Origin of the sequence: Bradyrhizobium sp. 76 (genome assembly GCF_023073025.1) — a bacterium.
In the GTDB taxonomy this organism is placed as follows: domain Bacteria; phylum Pseudomonadota; class Alphaproteobacteria; order Rhizobiales; family Xanthobacteraceae; genus Bradyrhizobium.
The window spans coordinates 586,874-604,510 of record NZ_JADPIS010000015.1; the positions used below are offsets into that span (position 1 = coordinate 586,874).

16 protein-coding genes are annotated in these 17,637 nt (G+C 63.4%); 7 read left to right on the forward strand and 9 right to left on the reverse strand.

From position 1 onward, the window contains the following. Positions 1 to 13 precede the first annotated feature (13 nt). The 4 genes from rseP to fabZ all read left to right on the forward strand — a co-directional run bounded on the left by rseP (position 14) and on the right by fabZ (position 5,540). Positions 14 to 1,165, forward strand: coding sequence for an RIP metalloprotease RseP (gene rseP, locus IVB48_RS03720; RefSeq protein WP_247397560.1), 1,152 nt, complete (start codon positions 14 to 16; stop codon positions 1,163 to 1,165). A gap of 187 nt (positions 1,166 to 1,352) precedes the next feature. Beyond that, a complete protein-coding gene (gene bamA, locus IVB48_RS03725) occupies positions 1,353 to 3,890 on the forward strand; it encodes an outer membrane protein assembly factor BamA (protein ID WP_027567150.1) in 2,538 nt (845 codons plus the stop codon). A gap of 124 nt (positions 3,891 to 4,014) precedes the next feature. Further along, positions 4,015 to 5,082 carry a UDP-3-O-(3-hydroxymyristoyl)glucosamine N-acyltransferase gene (lpxD, locus tag IVB48_RS03730; RefSeq protein ID WP_247397562.1) on the forward strand — a complete coding sequence of 356 codons (1,068 nt, stop codon included), beginning with the start codon at positions 4,015 to 4,017 and terminating at the stop codon, positions 5,080 to 5,082. After that, complete coding sequence (gene fabZ, locus IVB48_RS03735) at positions 5,079 to 5,540, forward strand: 3-hydroxyacyl-ACP dehydratase FabZ (protein WP_007603637.1); 462 nt, start codon at positions 5,079 to 5,081, stop codon at positions 5,538 to 5,540. The genes lpxD and fabZ overlap by 4 nt, the downstream gene beginning before the upstream one ends. A gap of 6 nt (positions 5,541 to 5,546) precedes the next feature. Here the strand turns inward: fabZ and IVB48_RS03740 are convergent, their stop codons facing one another. Then, the gene (locus IVB48_RS03740; protein WP_247398153.1) at positions 5,547 to 5,891 is read right to left on the reverse strand and encodes a KTSC domain-containing protein; all 345 of its coding nucleotides are present in this window, start codon (positions 5,889 to 5,891) and stop codon (positions 5,547 to 5,549) included. A 178-nt stretch (positions 5,892 to 6,069) separates the two neighbouring features. Between IVB48_RS03740 and lpxA the strand changes: the two genes are divergently transcribed. The 3 genes from lpxA to lpxB are packed head-to-tail and all read left to right on the forward strand — an operon-like array spanning position 6,070 to position 8,919. Continuing rightward, positions 6,070 to 6,861: an acyl-ACP--UDP-N-acetylglucosamine O-acyltransferase gene (gene lpxA / locus IVB48_RS03745; RefSeq protein WP_247397564.1), complete on the forward strand. Its 792-nt coding sequence runs from the start codon at positions 6,070 to 6,072 to the stop codon at positions 6,859 to 6,861. A 19-nt stretch (positions 6,862 to 6,880) separates the two neighbouring features. After that, on the forward strand, positions 6,881 to 7,738 hold the full coding sequence (gene lpxI, locus IVB48_RS03750) for a UDP-2,3-diacylglucosamine diphosphatase LpxI (RefSeq protein ID WP_247398156.1): 858 nt from the start codon (positions 6,881 to 6,883) through the stop codon (positions 7,736 to 7,738). Beyond that, a complete protein-coding gene (gene lpxB / locus IVB48_RS03755) occupies positions 7,735 to 8,919 on the forward strand; it encodes a lipid-A-disaccharide synthase (RefSeq protein WP_247397566.1) in 1,185 nt (394 codons plus the stop codon). The genes lpxI and lpxB overlap by 4 nt, the downstream gene beginning before the upstream one ends. Before the next feature lie 184 nt (positions 8,920 to 9,103). Here the strand turns inward: lpxB and IVB48_RS03760 are convergent, their stop codons facing one another. The 8 genes from IVB48_RS03760 to gltA form a co-directional block, all read right to left on the reverse strand. Next, positions 9,104 to 9,634 (reverse strand): DUF1003 domain-containing protein, encoded by a 531-nt coding sequence (locus IVB48_RS03760; protein ID WP_247397568.1) that lies wholly within the window; start codon positions 9,632 to 9,634, stop codon positions 9,104 to 9,106. Between the two features lie 183 nt (positions 9,635 to 9,817). Further along, positions 9,818 to 10,585, reverse strand: a complete 768-nt coding sequence (locus IVB48_RS03765; RefSeq protein ID WP_027567143.1) for an SDR family oxidoreductase — start codon at positions 10,583 to 10,585, stop codon at positions 9,818 to 9,820. Further along, entirely contained in the window at positions 10,582 to 11,691 is a 1,110-nt protein-coding gene (locus IVB48_RS03770; RefSeq protein WP_027567142.1) for an ATP-binding cassette domain-containing protein, read from the reverse strand. The genes IVB48_RS03765 and IVB48_RS03770 overlap by 4 nt, the downstream gene beginning before the upstream one ends. Positions 11,692 to 11,701: 10 nt before the next feature. Further along, on the reverse strand, positions 11,702 to 12,559 hold the full coding sequence (locus IVB48_RS03775; protein ID WP_027567141.1) for a carbohydrate ABC transporter permease: 858 nt from the start codon (positions 12,557 to 12,559) through the stop codon (positions 11,702 to 11,704). Then, positions 12,552 to 13,475: a sugar ABC transporter permease gene (locus IVB48_RS03780; protein ID WP_027567140.1), complete on the reverse strand. Its 924-nt coding sequence runs from the start codon at positions 13,473 to 13,475 to the stop codon at positions 12,552 to 12,554. The genes IVB48_RS03775 and IVB48_RS03780 overlap by 8 nt, the downstream gene beginning before the upstream one ends. After that, the gene (locus IVB48_RS03785; RefSeq protein ID WP_247397570.1) at positions 13,472 to 14,758 is read right to left on the reverse strand and encodes an ABC transporter substrate-binding protein; all 1,287 of its coding nucleotides are present in this window, start codon (positions 14,756 to 14,758) and stop codon (positions 13,472 to 13,474) included. Before IVB48_RS03785 ends, IVB48_RS03780 begins: the two co-directional genes overlap by 4 nt. Positions 14,759 to 14,815: 57 nt before the next feature. Then, on the reverse strand, positions 14,816 to 15,994 hold the full coding sequence (locus tag IVB48_RS03790) for an ROK family transcriptional regulator (protein ID WP_247398159.1): 1,179 nt from the start codon (positions 15,992 to 15,994) through the stop codon (positions 14,816 to 14,818). Positions 15,995 to 16,168: 174 nt separating this feature from the next. Then, on the reverse strand, positions 16,169 to 17,473 hold the full coding sequence (gene gltA / locus IVB48_RS03795; RefSeq protein WP_247397572.1) for a citrate synthase: 1,305 nt from the start codon (positions 17,471 to 17,473) through the stop codon (positions 16,169 to 16,171). Positions 17,474 to 17,637: the final 164 nt, after the last annotated feature.

Consider the following 17,637-nt stretch of genomic DNA (forward strand, 5'->3'; position numbering starts at 1 on the left):
ATGAGGGAATTCGATGATCGACTTTTTCGTCCATAGTTTCAACACGTTGAGCCATGGGCTCCTCGGCTACGCGGTTCCCTTCCTGTTCGTCCTGACCATCGTCGTGTTCTTCCATGAGCTCGGCCATTTCCTGGTCGCGCGCTGGGCGGGCGTTCGCGTGTTAACTTTTTCGCTCGGTTTCGGACCTGAGCTGGTCGGCTTCAACGATCGCCATGGCACCCGCTGGAAGATCTCGGCGATCCCGCTCGGCGGCTACGTCAAGTTCTTCGGCGACGAGAGCGAGGCTTCGACCCCGTCATCCGAGAAGCTTGCGGCCATGACGGCCGAGGAGCGCGCCGGCAGCTTCCATCACAAGAAGGTCGGCCCGCGCGCCGCCATCGTTGCCGCCGGACCGATCGCCAATTTCATCCTGGGCGCGCTGATCTTCGCCGGCATGGCGCTGTATTACGGCAAGCCGAGCACGATCGCGCGCGTCGACGGTGTCGTCGCCGACGGCGCTGCGGCGGCAGCCGGCTTCAAGATCGGCGACGTCGTCGTCCAGATCGACGGCAAGCCGATTGAAAGCTTTGCCGACATGCAGCGCATGGTTGCAATGAATGCTGGTTCGCCGCTTGCCTTCCAGATCAAGCGCGACGGTGCCATCGTGTCGCTGACCGCGACGCCGGCGCTGCTCGAGCGCAAGGATCCCTTCGGCAACAGCCACCGTCTCGGCGTGCTCGGCGTCGAACACAAGTCCCAGGCCGGTGAAGCCTCGACGTCGCCGGTCGGCGTCGGCGAAGCGCTCAAGATCGGCGTGGAGCAGGTCTGGTTCATCATCACCAGCACCTTCAAGTTCCTGGGCTCGTTGTTCGTCGGGAACGGCAATCCGAACGAGGTCAGCGGCGTGCTCGGCATTGCCAAGATGTCGGGGCAGGCGGCCAGCGCCGGGTTCCAGTTCGTGATCAACCTCTGCGCGGTGCTATCGGTGTCGATCGGTCTGCTGAATCTGTTCCCGATCCCGCTGCTCGATGGCGGTCACCTTATGTTCTATGCGGCGGAGGTTGCCCGTGGTCGGCCCCTGTCCGAGCGGACTCAGGAGATGGGGTTCCGAATCGGGCTGGGCTTGGTGCTGATGTTGATGGTGTTTGCGACCTATAATGACATCCTGCGGATGGCCGCATCCTGATAGGGGCTTTTTTGTGGCGTTGCCCGGGCGTTGCTCTTGGGCAACGTCTTGGAATGAAAATGAAATTACGGCGCGCTCGACCGTTTGCGGCGTCGGTGAAATTGTCTACAAGCGGCTTGAACTTGGGGAATCTCCAGACCGGCGTTGGGGTTGGGTCTGGTACGGAATGATAAGGGCGCGTTGCGCAATGAAGTTTGGACTGCGACTCCGGGGGGGCTTGCTCGCAACCCTGATCATGTTCGGCGCGCCGGTGCTTGCCCCGGTTGGGGCTGCCTTTGTGTCTTCGTCTGCGCTTGCTCAGACCGTGCAGTCGATTTCCGTTGAAGGAAATCGCCGGGTCGAGGTGGAGACGATCCGCTCCTACTTCAAGCCGGGTCCCGGCGGTCGCCTGGATCAGGGTGCCATCGACGACGGCCTCAAGGCGCTGATCGAGACCGGCCTGTTCCAGGACGTCAGGATCAACCGCGGTGCCGGTGGCCAGATCGTCGTCTCCGTGGTGGAAAACCCGGTGATCGGCCGCATTGCCTTCGAGGGCAACAAGAAGATCAAGGACGAGCAGCTCACCGGTGAAGTCCAGTCCAAGGCGCGCGGCACCTTCTCCCGCGCCATGGTGCAGTCCGACACGCTGCGAATCGCCGAAATCTATCGCCGTTCCGGCCGCTACGACGTCCGCGTCACGCCTGAAGTCATCGAGCAGCCGAACAACCGCGTCGATCTCATCTTCACGGTCGAGGAGGGCGCCAAGACCGGCGTCAAGTCGATCGAGTTCGTCGGCAACAACGCGTACTCGTCCTACCGCCTGCGCGACGTCATCAAGACGCACGAATCGAACCTGCTGAGCTTCCTCGCCAGCAGCGACATCTACGATCCCGATCGGGTCGAGGCCGACCGCGACCTGATCCGCCGCTTCTATCTCAAGAACGGTTTCGCCGACGTCCAGGTCGTGGCCGCGCTCACCGAATACGATCCGGAGAAGAAGGGCTTCAACGTTACCTTCAAGATCGAGGAAGGCTCGCAATACCGGGTCGGCTCGATCGACTTCCGCTCCAGCATTCCGAACTTCGATCCCACCCCGATGCGCAACTATTCGCGCGTCAATGTCGGTTCGCTCTACAACGTCGAATCGGTCGAGAAATCGGTCGAGGAGATGCAGATCGAAGCCTCGCGGCGCGGTTATGCCTTCGCCGTGGTCCGTCCCGGCGGCGACCGCAACTTCGAGGCGCACACCGTGTCGGTCGTGTTCAACATCGACGAGGGTCCGCGCACCTATATCGAACGCATCAACCTGCGCGGCAACACCCGCACGCGCGACTACGTGATCCGTCGCGAGTTCGACGTCTCCGAGGGCGATGCCTACAACCGCGCGCTGGTCGACCGTGCCGAGCGCCGCTTGAAGAACCTCGACTATTTCAAGAGCGTGAAGATCACGACGGAGCCCGGTTCGTCGAGCGACCGCGTGATCCTGCTCGTGGACATGGAAGAGAAATCGACCGGCGACTTCTCGGTCTCGGGTGGTTATTCCACCACCGACGGCGCGCTGGCCGAAGTCTCGGTCTCCGAACGCAATTTGCTCGGCCGCGGCCTGTTCGCCAAGGCGGCGGTGACTTACGGCCAGTATGCCCGCGGTTATTCGCTGTCGTTCGTCGAACCCTATCTGCTCGACTACCGGGTCGCGTTGGGTCTCGACCTCTATCAGCGCGAGCAGAGGTCCAACAGCTACATCTCCTACGGCACCAAGACGCTCGGCTTCTCGCCGCGCCTCGGCTTCTCCCTGCGTGAAGATCTGTCGCTGCAGGTGCGCTACTCGATCTACAGGCAGGAAATCACGCTGCCGTCCTACCTGGCGAACTGTAATAACGTAGTTGGGTCGGCGGCATTCAATCCAAGCCCGGCTTTCTCGGCGGCGAGCGGCATTCCTCTGGATGCCTCGACCAACGGCCTCGGCTGCTACAGCGACGGCGAGGCTTCGCTGCCGGTCCGCAAGGAGCTTGCCAACGGCAAGACGCTGACCTCGGCGCTCGGCTACACGCTGACCTACAACACGCTCGACAACAACAAGAACCCCACCGACGGTCTCCTGGTCGATTTCCGGCAGGACTTCGCCGGTGTCGGCGGCGACGTCTCCTACCTGAAGACTGTGGTGGACGCGAAGTACTACACTCCGCTGGTGTCCGATATCGTCGGCCTCGCTCGCATCCAGGGCGGCATGCTGAACAAGATCGGCAACCAGGATCTGCGCATGCTGGATCATTTCCAGATGGGTCCGAATCTGGTCCGCGGCTTTGCTCCGAACGGCATCGGCCCGCGCGATTTGAACCCCTTCGGCACGCAGGATGCGCTTGGCGGCACCAAGTATTGGGGCGCTTCGCTCGAATTGCAGATGCCGTTCTGGTTCTTGCCGAAGGAAGTGGGTCTGAAGGGCGCCGTCTACGCCGACGCCGGCGGTCTGTTCGACTATCAGGGCCCGACGACGTGGTCTGTGACCAACGAACTGACCACGACCAAGAATTCGAGCTGCACGCCGTCGACCGTCAATCCAGCCTCGGCTGGAACCTGCACCGGCTTGGTGTATGACAACGGCAATGCCGTCCGGTCGTCGGTCGGTGTCGGCTTGATCTGGGCCTCGCCGTTCGGTCCGCTGCGCTTCGACTACGCCGTGCCGCTGACCAAGGGCAAGAACGACCGTACGCAGGAGTTCCGGTTCGGCGGCGGCACCTCGTTCTAATTCGAACAGCACGGCACGATCCGGACTACGGAGCCGGTTTCCGAAAGGGATCGTGCCAATCCAGGAGATCAGGCATGATGCGGCTTGGCCGCTTCATGCCGAAGCCGGACCGCGACGGGGTGGAATGGCGCAGCCGACCTTCTTCATACAGCCGCCCGCCTCAGCGCTGGCTGACATAGCCACGCTGACCAAGGCGGAGCTGGTCGATCCCGCAAGGGGCGGCCAAATCATCAGGGGTCTTGCTTCGCTCGACGAAGCCGGCCCGATGCACCTGACGTTCTTCGACAATCTCAAATATGCCGATGAGCTCAAGGCGACCAAGGCCGGTGCTTGCCTGGTGAGCCCTCGCGTCGAGGCTCGGGTGCCCGCGCACGTAGCCGTGCTGCGGGCGCCACAGCCGTTCCGCGCGTTCGTCAGGATCGCGCGGGAGTGGCATGGCGACGCGCTCCGGCCGCAATCCTGGACCGGCAACGACGGCATCGCGCCGTCGGCGATCATCGACCCCACGGCCAGGCTCGAGGACGGCGTGATCGTCGATGCCCTGGCCGTGATCGGCCCTGACGTGGAGATCGGCAGCGGCACGGTGGTCGGCGTGGGGGCCGTGATCGGCCCGGGCGTCAAGATCGGCCGGGACTGCAATGTCGGGGCACGCACCGCCATCCAGTGCGCGCTGATCGGCAACGACGTGCTGATCCACCCAGGCTGCTCGATCGGCCAAGACGGCTACGGCTTCATCTTCTTCGGCCCCGAGGGCCATCTGAAGGTGCCCCAGACCGGCCGCGTGCTGATCCAGAACAATGTGGAGATCGGCGCCGGCACCACTATTGATCGAGGGTCCTTGCGCGACACCGTGATCGGGGAAGGGACCAAAATCGACAATCAGGTCCAGATCGGCCACAATGTGACCATTGGCCGGCACTGCCTGCTGGCAGCCCAGATCGGCCTTGCCGGCAGCCTGACCCTCGGCGACAACGTGGCGCTGGGAGCGAAGGTGGGGATCAACAATCACGTCAAGATCGGGGATGGAGCTCAGGTGACTGCCATGAGCGGCGTCAAGGACGACGTCCCTCCCAACGGACGCTGGGGTGGTTTTTTTGCCAAGCCGACCAGGCAATGGTTCAAGGAAATATTGGCGGTCGAGCGCTTGGCGCGCGACAGCAAGGCCGATCCGAAGCAGGAGGAACGGGAGTGACGGACGAAGCACCGGTCAGGTTCGAGCTTGTGGACATCAACATGATCCTGCAAACGCTCCCGCACCGTTTTCCGATGCTGCTGATCGATCGCGTGATTAACATCCGCACCGATTACAGCGGCATCGGCATCAAGAACGTCACCTTCAACGAGCCGCCGTTCCAGGGCCACTTTCCCGATCGCCCGGTCTATCCGGGCGTCATGATGATCGAAGCGATGGCGCAGACTGCCGGTGTGATCGGCATCAAATCGGTCGAGGGCACCGACAAGCCGCGCGCGGTGTATTTCCTGACCATCGACAAGTGCAAGTTCCGCAAGCCGGTGCTGCCCGGCGATACCATCGAATACCACATGCGCTCGATCGGCCGCCGCAAGGCCATGTGGTGGTTTCACGGCGACGCCAAGGTTAACGGCCAGGTGGTTGCGGAGGCCGATGTCGGCGCCATGCTGACCGACTGAGCGGGATCAACTTCTCTCGATGCGCTCGCGTGCAGGACACGCGTACCGGCTGCCGCTGACCCCGCGCTTGATGTTCTGCTTGAAGAACTGGCCCATGGATGGTGCGCCCAGCAGGCGCTCGACCGTCTCAACCGGCACGCCGCAGTAGCGGTCGTAAGCGCCGTCCATAGCCACGACGAGAGCCTGCTGCGCACGGTCGTAACAGACCCGCTGGAGCACCGTGCTGCGGGTGATGTCGCGGCATTCGAGTGTCTTGAGATCGACGAGGCGGTGTTCGCCGGTCTCGATCGTCTCGGATACGATCGGCGCGGCGGCGAGCTGCGCGAGGAGAAGTGCCAAGGCCCTGACCACCACGATACCTGAAGCTCCGCGTGAACTTGTTGATGCGCCGGGAAGGCTGCCTCATCCGGCACTTGAAACAGGGAGAGATCATACGTCACTGGACAGATCGGGCATAGTCGCGCTAACCAGCGGAAAACCGAGCGACTTCAACACCTAATCAGATCTTCTTGATGAGTCAGATTGCTTGATGAGTAAGATTGATCCCACCGCACGGATCGCGGACGGCGCAGTAATCGGCGAGGGCACCGAGATCGGCCCCTTCTGCATCATCGGCCCGCATGTCGTGATTGGCAGAAACTGCAAGCTGATCGGACATGTGCATATCACCGCGCAGACCACGATCGGTGACGATTGCACCATCTATCCGTTCGCTTCGCTCGGTACGCCGCCGCAATCACTCAGCTATCGTGGCGAATTGACGAAGCTCAAGATCGGTTCGGGCTGCACGATCCGCGAGTCCGTGACCATGAACGCCGGCACGGTCGCAGGCGGCGGCATCACAGAGGTCGGCGACCGCAACTATTTCATGAATTGCAGCCATGTCGGCCACGACTGCCATGTCGGCAACGACGTGATCTTCGCGACCTCGGCCACGCTCGGCGGTCACTGCGAGATCGGCGATTTCGTCTTCATCGGCGGTCTGTCCGCGGTGCACCAGTTCACCCGCATCGGCCCGCAGGTTATGGTCGGCGGGGTGTGCGGCGTGCGCGACGATGTCATTCCGTTCGGCCTCGTCAACGGCCAGTATGCCGTGCTCGAAGGCCTCAACCTGATCGGCATGAAGCGGCGCAAGTTCACCAAGCAGCGGCTTGCGACCGTGCGCGCGTTCTACCAGAAGCTCTTCCATGGCCCCGCTACCTTTGCCGAACGCCTGGAGGCGGCGCGGCCGCTCGCCGGTGACGATCCGGCGATCGGCGAAATCCTCGACTTCATCGGCAAGGGCAAGCGCCCGCTCTGTCTTCCCGCCATCGCGAAGTGATGATGCGATGGCCCCGGGCATGACATCGGCGGCTTCGGAGATTTCATCGCCGGTCGGCGTGATCGCTGGCGGCGGCGCGATGCCGTTCGCGGTTGCCGACTCGCTCGCTGCCCGCGGCATCACACCAGTGCTGTTTCCCCTTCGGGGGGCCTGCGATCCGGCACGGGTGGAAAAATTCCGTCATCGATGGATCTCGGTCGGCCAGCTCGGCCGCGCCATGCGGCTGTTTCGCGAGGAGGGCTGCCGCGACCTGATCTTCATCGGCACGCTGGTACGGCCTTCGCTCTCGGAGGTCCGGGTCGACTTCACGACGCTCCGGCTGCTTGGCAATGTCATCCGCGCCTTCCGCGGCGGCGACGATCATTTGTTGTCCGGCGTCGGGCGCATTCTCGAGCAGGGCGGCTTTAGGATGGTGGGCATCAAGGATGTCGCGCCCGACCTCTTGATGCCCGAGGGCTGCATCAGCCGCGCCTGGCCGAGCGACACCGGCAAGACCGACATCGAGCGCGGACGCGCGGTGCTGACCGCGCTCGGTCCGTTCGACATCGGCCAGGGCGCAGTCGTGATCGATGGTCATGTGGTAGCGGTCGAGGATATCGAGGGCACCGATGCGCTGCTCGCGCGCGTGGCACGGCTGCGCGAAGAGGGCCGCATCCGCGCCGCCTCCGGGCGGGGCGTGCTGGTGAAGGTCCCAAAGAGCGGGCAGGATTTGCGCTTCGACCTGCCGACGATCGGGCCGCGCACCCTCGAGGGCGTCGCCGCCGCGGGGCTCGCAGGCATTGCCGTCGTCGCCGGCAACACCATCGCGGCCGAGCCGCAGGCGATGATCGCACTCGCCGACGCCAAATATCTCTTCGTCATCGGCCTGCCGGCGTGATGCAAGGTCGCGATCCCAAGCGCAAGATATTCCTGATCGCCACGGAGGAATCCGGCGACCGGCTCGGCAGCGCCTTGATGAAGGTGCTGCGCCAGCGGCTCGGCGACGGCGTGCAGTTCGTGGGCGTCGGCGGCCACACCATGGCCCGCCAGGGGCTCGAGACGCTGTTTCCGATCGAGCAGCTCTCGATCGTCGGCTTTGCCGCGGTCGTGCAGCAATTGCCGAAGATCCTGCGGCTGATCCGCGAGACCGCAGAGGCCGCGACCGAAGCCGCGCCGGACGCGCTCGTCATCATCGACAGTCCCGACTTCACCCACCGTGTCGCCCGCCGCGTGCGGGCGCGCAATCCGGCGATCCCGATCGTCGACTACGTCTCGCCGCAGCTCTGGGCCTGGCGGCCGGGACGGGCGCGGACCATGCTCGGCTATGTCGACCATGTGCTCGGCCTGTTGCCGTTCGAGCCGGAGGAATATCGCAAGCTCGGCGGACCGCCATGCAGCTATGTCGGCCATCCCCTGATCGAGCAATTGCCCTCGCTGCGGCCGAACGCGGAGGAGCAGGCGCGTCGCGACGGCGAGCCGCCGGTCTTGCTGGTGTTGCCCGGCAGCCGTCGCAGTGAGATCAGGCACCATCTCGACGTGTTCGGGGCGACGCTCGGCCGATTGCGGACGGACGGCCGCGCGTTCGAACTGATGCTGCCAACCATGCCGCATCTCGAAGCCACCATTCGTGAAGGCATCGCGAACTGGCCGGTCAAGCCTCAAATTGTGGTCGGCGAGAACGAGAAGCGCGCCGCCTTCCGCATCGCGCGCGCGGCATTGGCAAAATCCGGCACTGTGACGCTGGAGCTCGCGCTATCGGGCATTCCGATGGTGACGGCCTATCGCGTCGGCGCGATCGAAGCCTTCATCCTGCGCCGCGCGATCCGCGTCTCCTCGGTGATCCTCGCCAATCTCGTGATCGGCAAGGATGTCATCCCGGAGTTCCTGCAGGAAGACTGCACGCCAGAGAAGCTGGCGCCCGCGCTCACGGAGCTTCTGGCCGATTCACCGCTGCGCCGGCAGCAGGTGGAAGCGTTCGCCCAGCTCGATACGATCATGTCGACCGGCAACAAGTCGCCGAGCGTGCTCGCAGCCGACATCGTGCTGGCGACGATGCGCGAGGGCAGGCAGGCTAGCTAGGACGCGTACTCACAAACGTCGGCTTGCCAGCGCAAAGTGGAAGTCTCCCACCTAGAGCGCGATCGGCGGCTTGTGACTCAAAGCAGTCATTGAGTAGGAGCCGTCCGCGACTGTGGAAGACCCGCGTAGCACTCGATCCCTAGAGGCAGCGACTCGCTTGACGTCCAGCGACAAGGAAGGTCACCTAGGCCTTATGCGGCACCGCTTCGGCCTCGATAGCCGCGACAAGCTCGGGCGCAAGGTGCGCAGACAAACGTTGAATGATATTGAGTAGCTGTAAGATTTCCTGCTCACGCAAGGCGTCAATCTTGTTGTGCAGCAATTCGATTTCGAGTTCAGCCTTCACATTTATTCGGTAGTCGTGTTCTGCGTGCCTGCGATCAATCTCGGATTGACGGTTCTGGCTCATCATGATGATGGGCGCTGCGTAGGCTGCTTGGAAGGAAAGAACTAAGTTCAGCAAGATGAAGGGATAGGGGTCCCAATGATTGATGAATGCCATCATGTTCAGAACGATCCAGATGCCAAGTAGTACGCTCTGGATGATAATGAAACGCCAGGAGCCAACCGTTTCGGCCACCCGGTCAGCCAGGATCGCTCCCGGAGCTAGGGCAGGTTTGGCTGTGTTGCGTGCCGGCTTTTGCGCCCGAAGTTCTTGCAATCGCTGCTGATCCTCGAGACTTAGGTGTATTTTGTGGCTTTGCTCGCTGTTCATTTGCGTCCCCAGTAAACATCTGGGCGAGTAAGCGCTTTTTATTGCTCGCCGCTCCACGGTCATACTAGGGCCATTCCGTGCCGATGTCGCTTATTGGCCCAACTCGGACCCAAGGTGAGGTGCGCTCACGCGGCTGCTGTCGGAGACGGAGCGGACCTCTACGACAGCGGCTCGGTTCACGGGCTAGCCGAGACCAGCGTCGACCTGAAAACATTGGCGCGTGATGCGCCGGCTCTCATCGGAGGCGAGGAACAGCGCCATGTTCGCGATGTCGTCGGGCGTCACCGCGTCGGGAATGGCCTGACGCGTGCGCAACTCGGCGATCGTCTGGTCGTCCGGGTACCACAGCCGGCGCTGACGCTCCGTGATCACCATCCCTGGCGCTATCGCGTTGACGCGGATGCGGTCGGGCCCGAGCGACCGGGCCAGGGAGTTGGTGAAGCCGACGATCGCGGCCTTCGCCGCGGCGTAGACCGGCAGCCCCGGCGCGCCGCGCATCCAGGCAATCGACGACATGTTGATGATCGAACCGCCGCCGCGCGCCTGCATCTGCGGCACCACCGCTTGCGCGGCAAAGAAGACGTGCTTGAGGTTGACACCGATCATCCAGTCGAACTCGGCCGGGGTTACCTCGGCCAGCACCTGACGCTGATCATTGGCGGCGTTGTTGACGAGAACCGCGGCGTCGCCCAGCGATCCGTGCACCTGCGCCATGGCGTTGCGCAAGGCGTCGATGTCGAGGAGGTCGCACGGCACGAACAAGGGTCCGGTCCCGGACGCAGCTTTCACTTCCGCGACCAGCGCCCGGCCGGCTGCTTCATCGAGATCCAGGAACGCGACGCGAGCCTCTTGGGCCGCGAACGCCCGCACGAAGGCGGCACCGATGCCGCTGGCACCACCGGTGATCAACACCACGCGATCCCTAAGACCGGCATAGCTCGTTTGTGTCATGCGATCAGTCGCTCCGTCTCGGGGTCGAACAGGCAGATGCGGCGCGTGTCGAGCGCGAACGGGGCGGCGGCTCCCGGTGTGGGGCGGATGTCCGGCGTGATGCGCGCCAGCGCAGGCTCGCCGCCAAGCCGCAGCAGCACGATCGTTTCGGCTCCCGTCGGCTCGACCATCTCCACCGGCGCGTGGACGACGACGGGTGGATCGGCGGAAAACACGCGGCTCCCCTCGGCGATGCATTCCGGCCTGATCCCGACCACCACGTCACGGCCGACAAAGGGGGCCGCCGCGTCGTATTGGCCAAGGCGGAGGCGGACCTCGTCCGGCCGTCCCGCGCCGATCACGACCACCGGGCCGCCGGAATCGGCGTCGAGCCGTGCCGGCATCGTGTTCATCGGCGGCGAGCCCATGAAACGAGCCACGAACAGATTGGCGGGATAGCGATACACGGTGTCAGGGTCGGCAAACTGCTGCACCACGCCTCGATGCATCACGGCGATGCGCGTCGCCATCGTCATCGCCTCGATCTGGTCGTGGGTGACATAGACGATGGTAGCGCCGATGCGCTGGTGCAGCCGCTTGATTTCCATCCGCATCTCGACGCGCAGCTTGGCATCGAGATTGGAGAGCGGCTCGTCGAACAGGAAGAGCAGGGGATCGCGTACCAGCGCCCGGCCCATCGCCACACGCTGGCGCTGGCCGCCGGAGAGCTGCGACGGCTTGCGGCCGAGCAGCGGCTCGATCTGGAGCAGCCGGGCCACGTTTGCCAGCGCCTTCTCCTGCTCCGCCTTCGGTACGTGGCGGCATTCCATGCCGAAGGTGATGTTCTGGCGCACTGTCATCGACGGATAGAGCGCGTAGGACTGGAACACCATGGCGATGTCGCGGTCCTTCGGCGGAATGTCGTTGACGATACGTCCGCCGATTTCCACGGTGCCTGCGCTCGGGAGGTCGAGCCCGGCGATGATGTTGAGCAGTGTGGACTTCCCGCAGCCGGATGGACCGACGAGCACGGTGAATTCACCGCTCTCGATGTCGAGATCGATGCCCTTCAGCACCTCCAGATTGGCGTAGCGCTTGGACAGGGAGCGAATGCTTAGGGCTGCCATGACAATCCGATCATTTCACGGCCCCGGCGGTGAGGCCGCGCACGAAATACTTGCCGCCGATCAGATAGATCAGCAGGGTCGGCAGGGCGGCGATCATCACCGCCGCGCTTTGCACGCCATGTTGCGGGATGTCGGCGACCGCGGCGGATAGCGCGATCAGCGCGGCGGTGACCGGCTGCTGCTGACCGGTCGTGAATGTCACGCCGTAGAGAAACTCGTTCCAGATATGCGTGAACTGCCAGATCACGGTGACGACCAGAATAGGCGGCGAGAGTGGCAGGATGATGCGCCAGAAAATACGAAAGAACCCGGCACCATCGATGCGCGCAGCTCTTATCAAATCCTGCGGGATGGCAGTGTAGTAGTTTCGGCAGAACAAGACGGTAAAGGAGAGCCCCTGGATCGTATGGATCACGACCAGGCCAGTCAGCGTATTCATCAGGCCCGTATCGCGCAACACGATGGTCCAGGGAAGCAAGCGCATCTGCTGGGGAAGGAAGAGCCCAAGAGTCACGATGCCGTAGATCCAGCTATCGCCGCGAAAGCGCCAGAGCGATATGGCGTAACCGGCGACAGCACCAAGCAGGGTCGAGAAAATCGTCGCGGGGATCGTGACCAGCGCGGAGTTCAGCATGTACGGCCGGATGCCGGCGCAGGTCTCGGCGACGCAGAAACCGCTCCAGGCCGCGGCGTAGTTGCTCCATGCCCATTGCTTCGGCCAGCCGATCATAGAGGCCTGCGCGATCTCCTCGTTGGTACGGAGCGAATTCAGGACGACAACAGCCAATGGCGCGAGCCACGCTGCAGCGACCAGCGAGACGACGAGATAGATCAGAATCCGGCCTGGCGCGATGGTTCGCTCACGCATGGATCGCCCGCCGCCGCTGGACATAGCGCCACGCTGCATAGGGCAGTAAAACCGCGAGAAGAATGAGCAACATGAGCACTGCCGCCGCCGCTCCCCGTCCGAGCAGGCTGCGCTGGAACATCAGGTCGTAGACGACGAGGGCCGGCAGCTGGGTGGCGATCCCGGGTCCGCCGTTGGTGAGCGCGCGGACGAGGTCGAAGGTCGAAATCGCGAACTGCAGCTGGATGACGATGACGGTGATGGTGATCGGCCAAAGGGTCGGCAGGATGACCCGCCGGTACATTCGGATCGGTCCGGCGCCGTCGATCTGCGCGGCCTTGATCAGGTCGGCGTCGACGGAGCGGAGGCCGGCCAGGAACAGCGCCATGGCGAAACCGGAGGATTGCCAGATCGCAGCGATAACGATGGTCCAAATAGCCATATCGCGATCGATCAGCCAGTCGAACCGGAAGGAGGTCCAGCCGAGGTCGCGGACCAGCTTCTGGATCCCGAGGCCAGGATTGAGCAGCCAACTCCAGACCGTGCCGGTGACCACGAATGACACCGCCAGAGGATAGAGGAAGATAGACCGCAGCAGGTTCTCGCCGCGAATGCGCTGATCGAGCAGGATCGCAAGGATGAGGCCGGTCGCCAGGCTCAGCAACACGAAGGCGCTGCCAAACAGCAGCAGATTGTCCAAGGCAATCTGCCAGTTCCGCGATGCTGCAACCGAAGAATAGTTGCGCAAACCGACCCAGCCCGAGACCGGGACCAGAGTGGACGGCGTGAACGATATCCAGATCGTCCACAGCGTAAACGCAATGAGATGCGCGGCGGACAACAGCAGCGGCACCCAGATCGTCAAATATTCGGGCAGCCGGCGTACCCAGTCAGCGGCCGCCGGCCGGCCCGGTGTTGTCGAGACGGCGATCGTCAACGTGAGCTCTCGACGGCGTCGGCGAGGCGTATGGCCGCTTGCTCCGGTTTGATTGTCTTGTTCTTCACGTACTCCGTGATCACGTCGATGATCGCTGCGGTCATGCCGTTTTCCTGCGCCATGTTGTGCGCAAGGCTGAGGACGGCCTGATTGCTGGCGATCGCGTCTTTCAGGGCTGCTGCGGTCCGCCGTTGACCGTCCGACCAGCCTTCGCCCGACAGATCGACATCGGTGCGCACGGGTATCGATCCCGTGATCTGCGAATACATGGTCTGGATCGCTGGATCCATGACGAGCTGGGCCATCAGCGTCTGGCCGGCTTGCAAATCGGGCTCCTTGCGCTGCCAGAATATGAAGGCATCGGCATTCAACAGGAAGACCGGCTTGCTATTGTCGCTCGGGCCCGGGGCGATGATGAAGTCCTCGAACTTGAAGCCGGCGTTGCGCAAGACGCCCTGCGCCCACCCGCCCATGATCATCATCCCCATGTCGCCGTCGACAAAGCGCTTTAGGTTTGTCGAAAAGTGCTGGGCGCCGACGTTGGGGTCCATCCAGTCGGCAATCTTGCGCACCTGTACGAAGGCCGCCTTTATCTCGGGGCCTTCCAGGGCCTTCTTGTCGAGGTTCATGATGGCTGCGCGGTATGCGGTGGGACTGATGCCTGCCAAAGCGGCCTCGAATTTTTGGCCGTCGTCCGCGCGGGTGCCACCGTTGGCGATGGGATAGGGGACGCCGCCTGCTTTCATCTTCTCGGCGAGGTCGTTGAACTCAGCCCATGTGACGGGGATCTTGTCGGCCTTGGCCTTGTCCATCGCGCGTTTGGAGAGAAACAGCATGTTGGTGCTGTAGATCTGCAACGGCAGTGCAATCCACTTGCCCCCCGGCTTGTGCAATTTTGCAAGGTCTGGAGCGACAACCTTTTCGTATCCGGCGGCAGCGACGACGGCGTCGAGATCGACGGTTGGGGCAATCTTGGACCAGGCGGCGATCTCGGGACCTTTGAGCTGCGAGCAGGCCGGTGGATCGCCGGCCATGATCTGGGCACGCAGCTTGTTCATCATCTCGGTGGTGAAGCCGGGGACGGGCGAGTGCTGCCAAACTCCGCCTTTCTCCTCGAACTTCTTGCCGAGCGCCGTGATGGCCGCCCCGTCGCTGCCTGCGGACCATTGCGAGATCGCAGTCAGACGCGGCTTGATCGCGCCTTGCGCGCGGGCAAATGCCGGCAGCGCGAGCGCGGCCGCAGATCCGGCGAGCAGTTGGCGCCTTGTTGTCGTGATCGGCATGGCAAGTTCCTCCCGGTGTGAACTCTTTCGCGCGAGCGCCGCGCGGCATCAGGTATCTCAGGCGGCCTCGCTCGATGCGGCCGGCATGCCGCCGCGGCAAGCGAGGCAGAAAGCCGCGAACGCCAGCGCCGCCCGCGGATCGTTGCCATTCGACGGCGGCACGAAAGCGAGCGACACTTGCGCGTGCTTGCGGCCGCCCAACAGACAGGCGTCGATCCCCTCGACGAGCGCGTTGCGATCGTCCTCGGCGAGAAGCGACGGCCAGCCGCTGATCGCGACGCCCTTGCAGGGCTTCACGTTCAGCGTGTTGCCGATCGCAAGGCCAAGCCGGAATAGCCGCCGGCGCAATTCCTGCCGCACGCGCGACGAGAGCGGTATCGCGGTCACCCATTCGCTGCCGAGTTCAAGCAACTCCGCTTCCGCGACGCCAAGAAGCTCGGCCAGGGCCGGAAGCGACGTATAGGCCTCGACGCAGCCATGATGACCACAGCGGCAAATTGGTCCGTCGGCTTCGAACACCATGTGGCCGAGCTCGACCGGCTGGAGGGCATCGTCCTCGATCGGATCATCCATCCAGGTGCCCGCGACGCCCTGGCCGACGAAGACGAAGAGATGCGCGCCGCTGAAGGGATAGTTCTCCGTGCGGCAACGGTGAAAGATGGCGTGCGCGACCACCGAATTGGTGAACTCGACCGGCACGCCGGCAAAATTCTCGCCGAACATCTCACCGATCCGCCCGACGTCGCAGGGGATGATCGGATTGCCTGACGCGCCCAGCCGGCCGAGACCCGGAATGGAGACGCCGATCTGCGCGAGGGGGATGCGTCGGCCCCGCGTCCACTCGTGCAGCAATGTCATCGCCTCGCGAAACGCCCGGCTGACGGTCGCGACGGTCGGCGTCTTCGGTAGCGGCACATGCCCGCTGTAGTGCAGTTCGCCCGACAGGTCCCCAACGCCGACGCTGAGCCGCTGAGTGGTCAGCTCAAACGCCGCGAGCGCCACCGCCTTATCGAGCGACACGAGGCCCGTCGGGCCACCGACATAAGGGGCAGGGCGCCGCACTTCCTCGATCAGGCCTTCGGCCTTCAGGTCGAACAGGATGCGCGACAGGCTCGCTTCCGACAGGCGCACGGCCTTAGCCAGCGGCGGCCGAAACGACCCGCCTGACTGAAGCAGATGAGTCAAAATGGCAGCACGCGTCTGCCGCCGACTTCTCGGCTGCTCCGGCATTTCCATCCCTGTCGTCATTCTTACTTAGTGTAAGAATTTGCGCGCCGAGCGCTTCGCCTGTCAAGGCGTTTGCCGCCCGATGCATGGACTTGTTGTTGTGCGCGGCAGCAAGATTGCGTCATCAAACAAAAACGGCGCCATCCGGAGATGGCGCCGCTTCGAAAGCCGTGATGGCTCGACTTACTTCCGGTCCGTGATCGCGACGTAGTCGCGGCGGGTGACGCCGGTGTAAAGCTGGCGCGGACGGCCGATCTTCTGCTGCGGATCCTCGATCATCTCGCTCCACTGGCTGATCCAGCCGACGGTGCGGGCGACCGCGAACAGCACGGTGAACATCGAGACCGGGAAGCCCATCGCCTTCAGCGTGATGCCCGAATAGAAGTCGACGTTCGGGTAGAGCTTGCGGTCGATGAAGTACTGGTCGCTGAGCGCGATCTTCTCGAGCTCGAGCGCTACCTTCAGCATCGGATCGTCGCCATGGCCGGTCTCCTTGAGCACGGCGTGACACATCTTCTGCATGATCTTGGCGCGCGGATCGTAGTTCTTGTAGACGCGGTGACCGAAGCCCATCAGGCGGACTTCAGAGTTCTTGTCCTTCACCTTGGCGATGAACTCGGGGATCTTGTCGACCGAGCCGATCTCGGCGAGCATCGCCAGCGCTGCTTCGTTGGCGCCGCCATGCGCCGGGCCCCACAGGCAGGCGATGCCGGCGGCGATGCAGGCGAACGGGTTGGCGCCGGAGGAGCCGGCGATACGCACCGTCGAGGTCGAGGCGTTCTGCTCGTGGTCGGCGTGCAGGATGAAGATCTTGTCCAGTGCATCCGCAAGCACCGGGTTGATCTTGTAGTCCTCGCACGGCACGGCGAAGCACATATGCAGGAAGTTCTCGGCGAACTTCAGCGAGTTCTTCGGATACACGAAGGGCTGGCCGACCGTGTACTTGTAGGCCATTGCAGCCAGCGTCGGGATCTTGGCGATCATGCGCATGGAGGCGATCATGCGCTGCTTCGGATCGTTGATATCGGTTGAGTCGTGATAGAACGCGGCGAGCGCGCCGACAGCCGCCACCATGATCGCCATCGGATGGGCGTCGCGGCGGAAGCCCTGGAAGAAGCGGGCCATCTGCTCGTGCACCATCGTGTGATGGATCACGCGGTCGTCGAAATCCTTCTTCTGCGCGGCGGTCGGAAGCTCCCCGAACAGCAGCAGATAGCAGGTCTCGAGGAAGTCGCCATTCTCGGCGAGCTGCTCGATCGGATAGCCGCGGTATTCCAGCACGCCCGCGTCACCGTCGATATAGGTGATCTTGGACTGGCAACTCGCGGTCGAGGTGAAGCCCGGGTCGTAGGTGAACAGGCCGGACTGGCCGTAGAGCTTGCCGATATCGATGACGTCGGGCCCGACGCTGCCGCTGTGGATCGGAAGATCGAAATTCTTGTTTCCGACCGTCAGTGTGGCGGTCTTATTGCTTGGTTTTGCGTCCATCAGAGGTCCCCGATGTATGGTGAAACGGGCCGGACCCGGAGGCCCCGATGAGATATCGCGGGGCAGGCCGGATGTTCCAGAAGGTACGGCTGAGATGGGTATATTATTGCTGTGTGCGCTGCAAGATGGCGCCACGCATGGTCGACTTACGTCGTAGCCTAGTC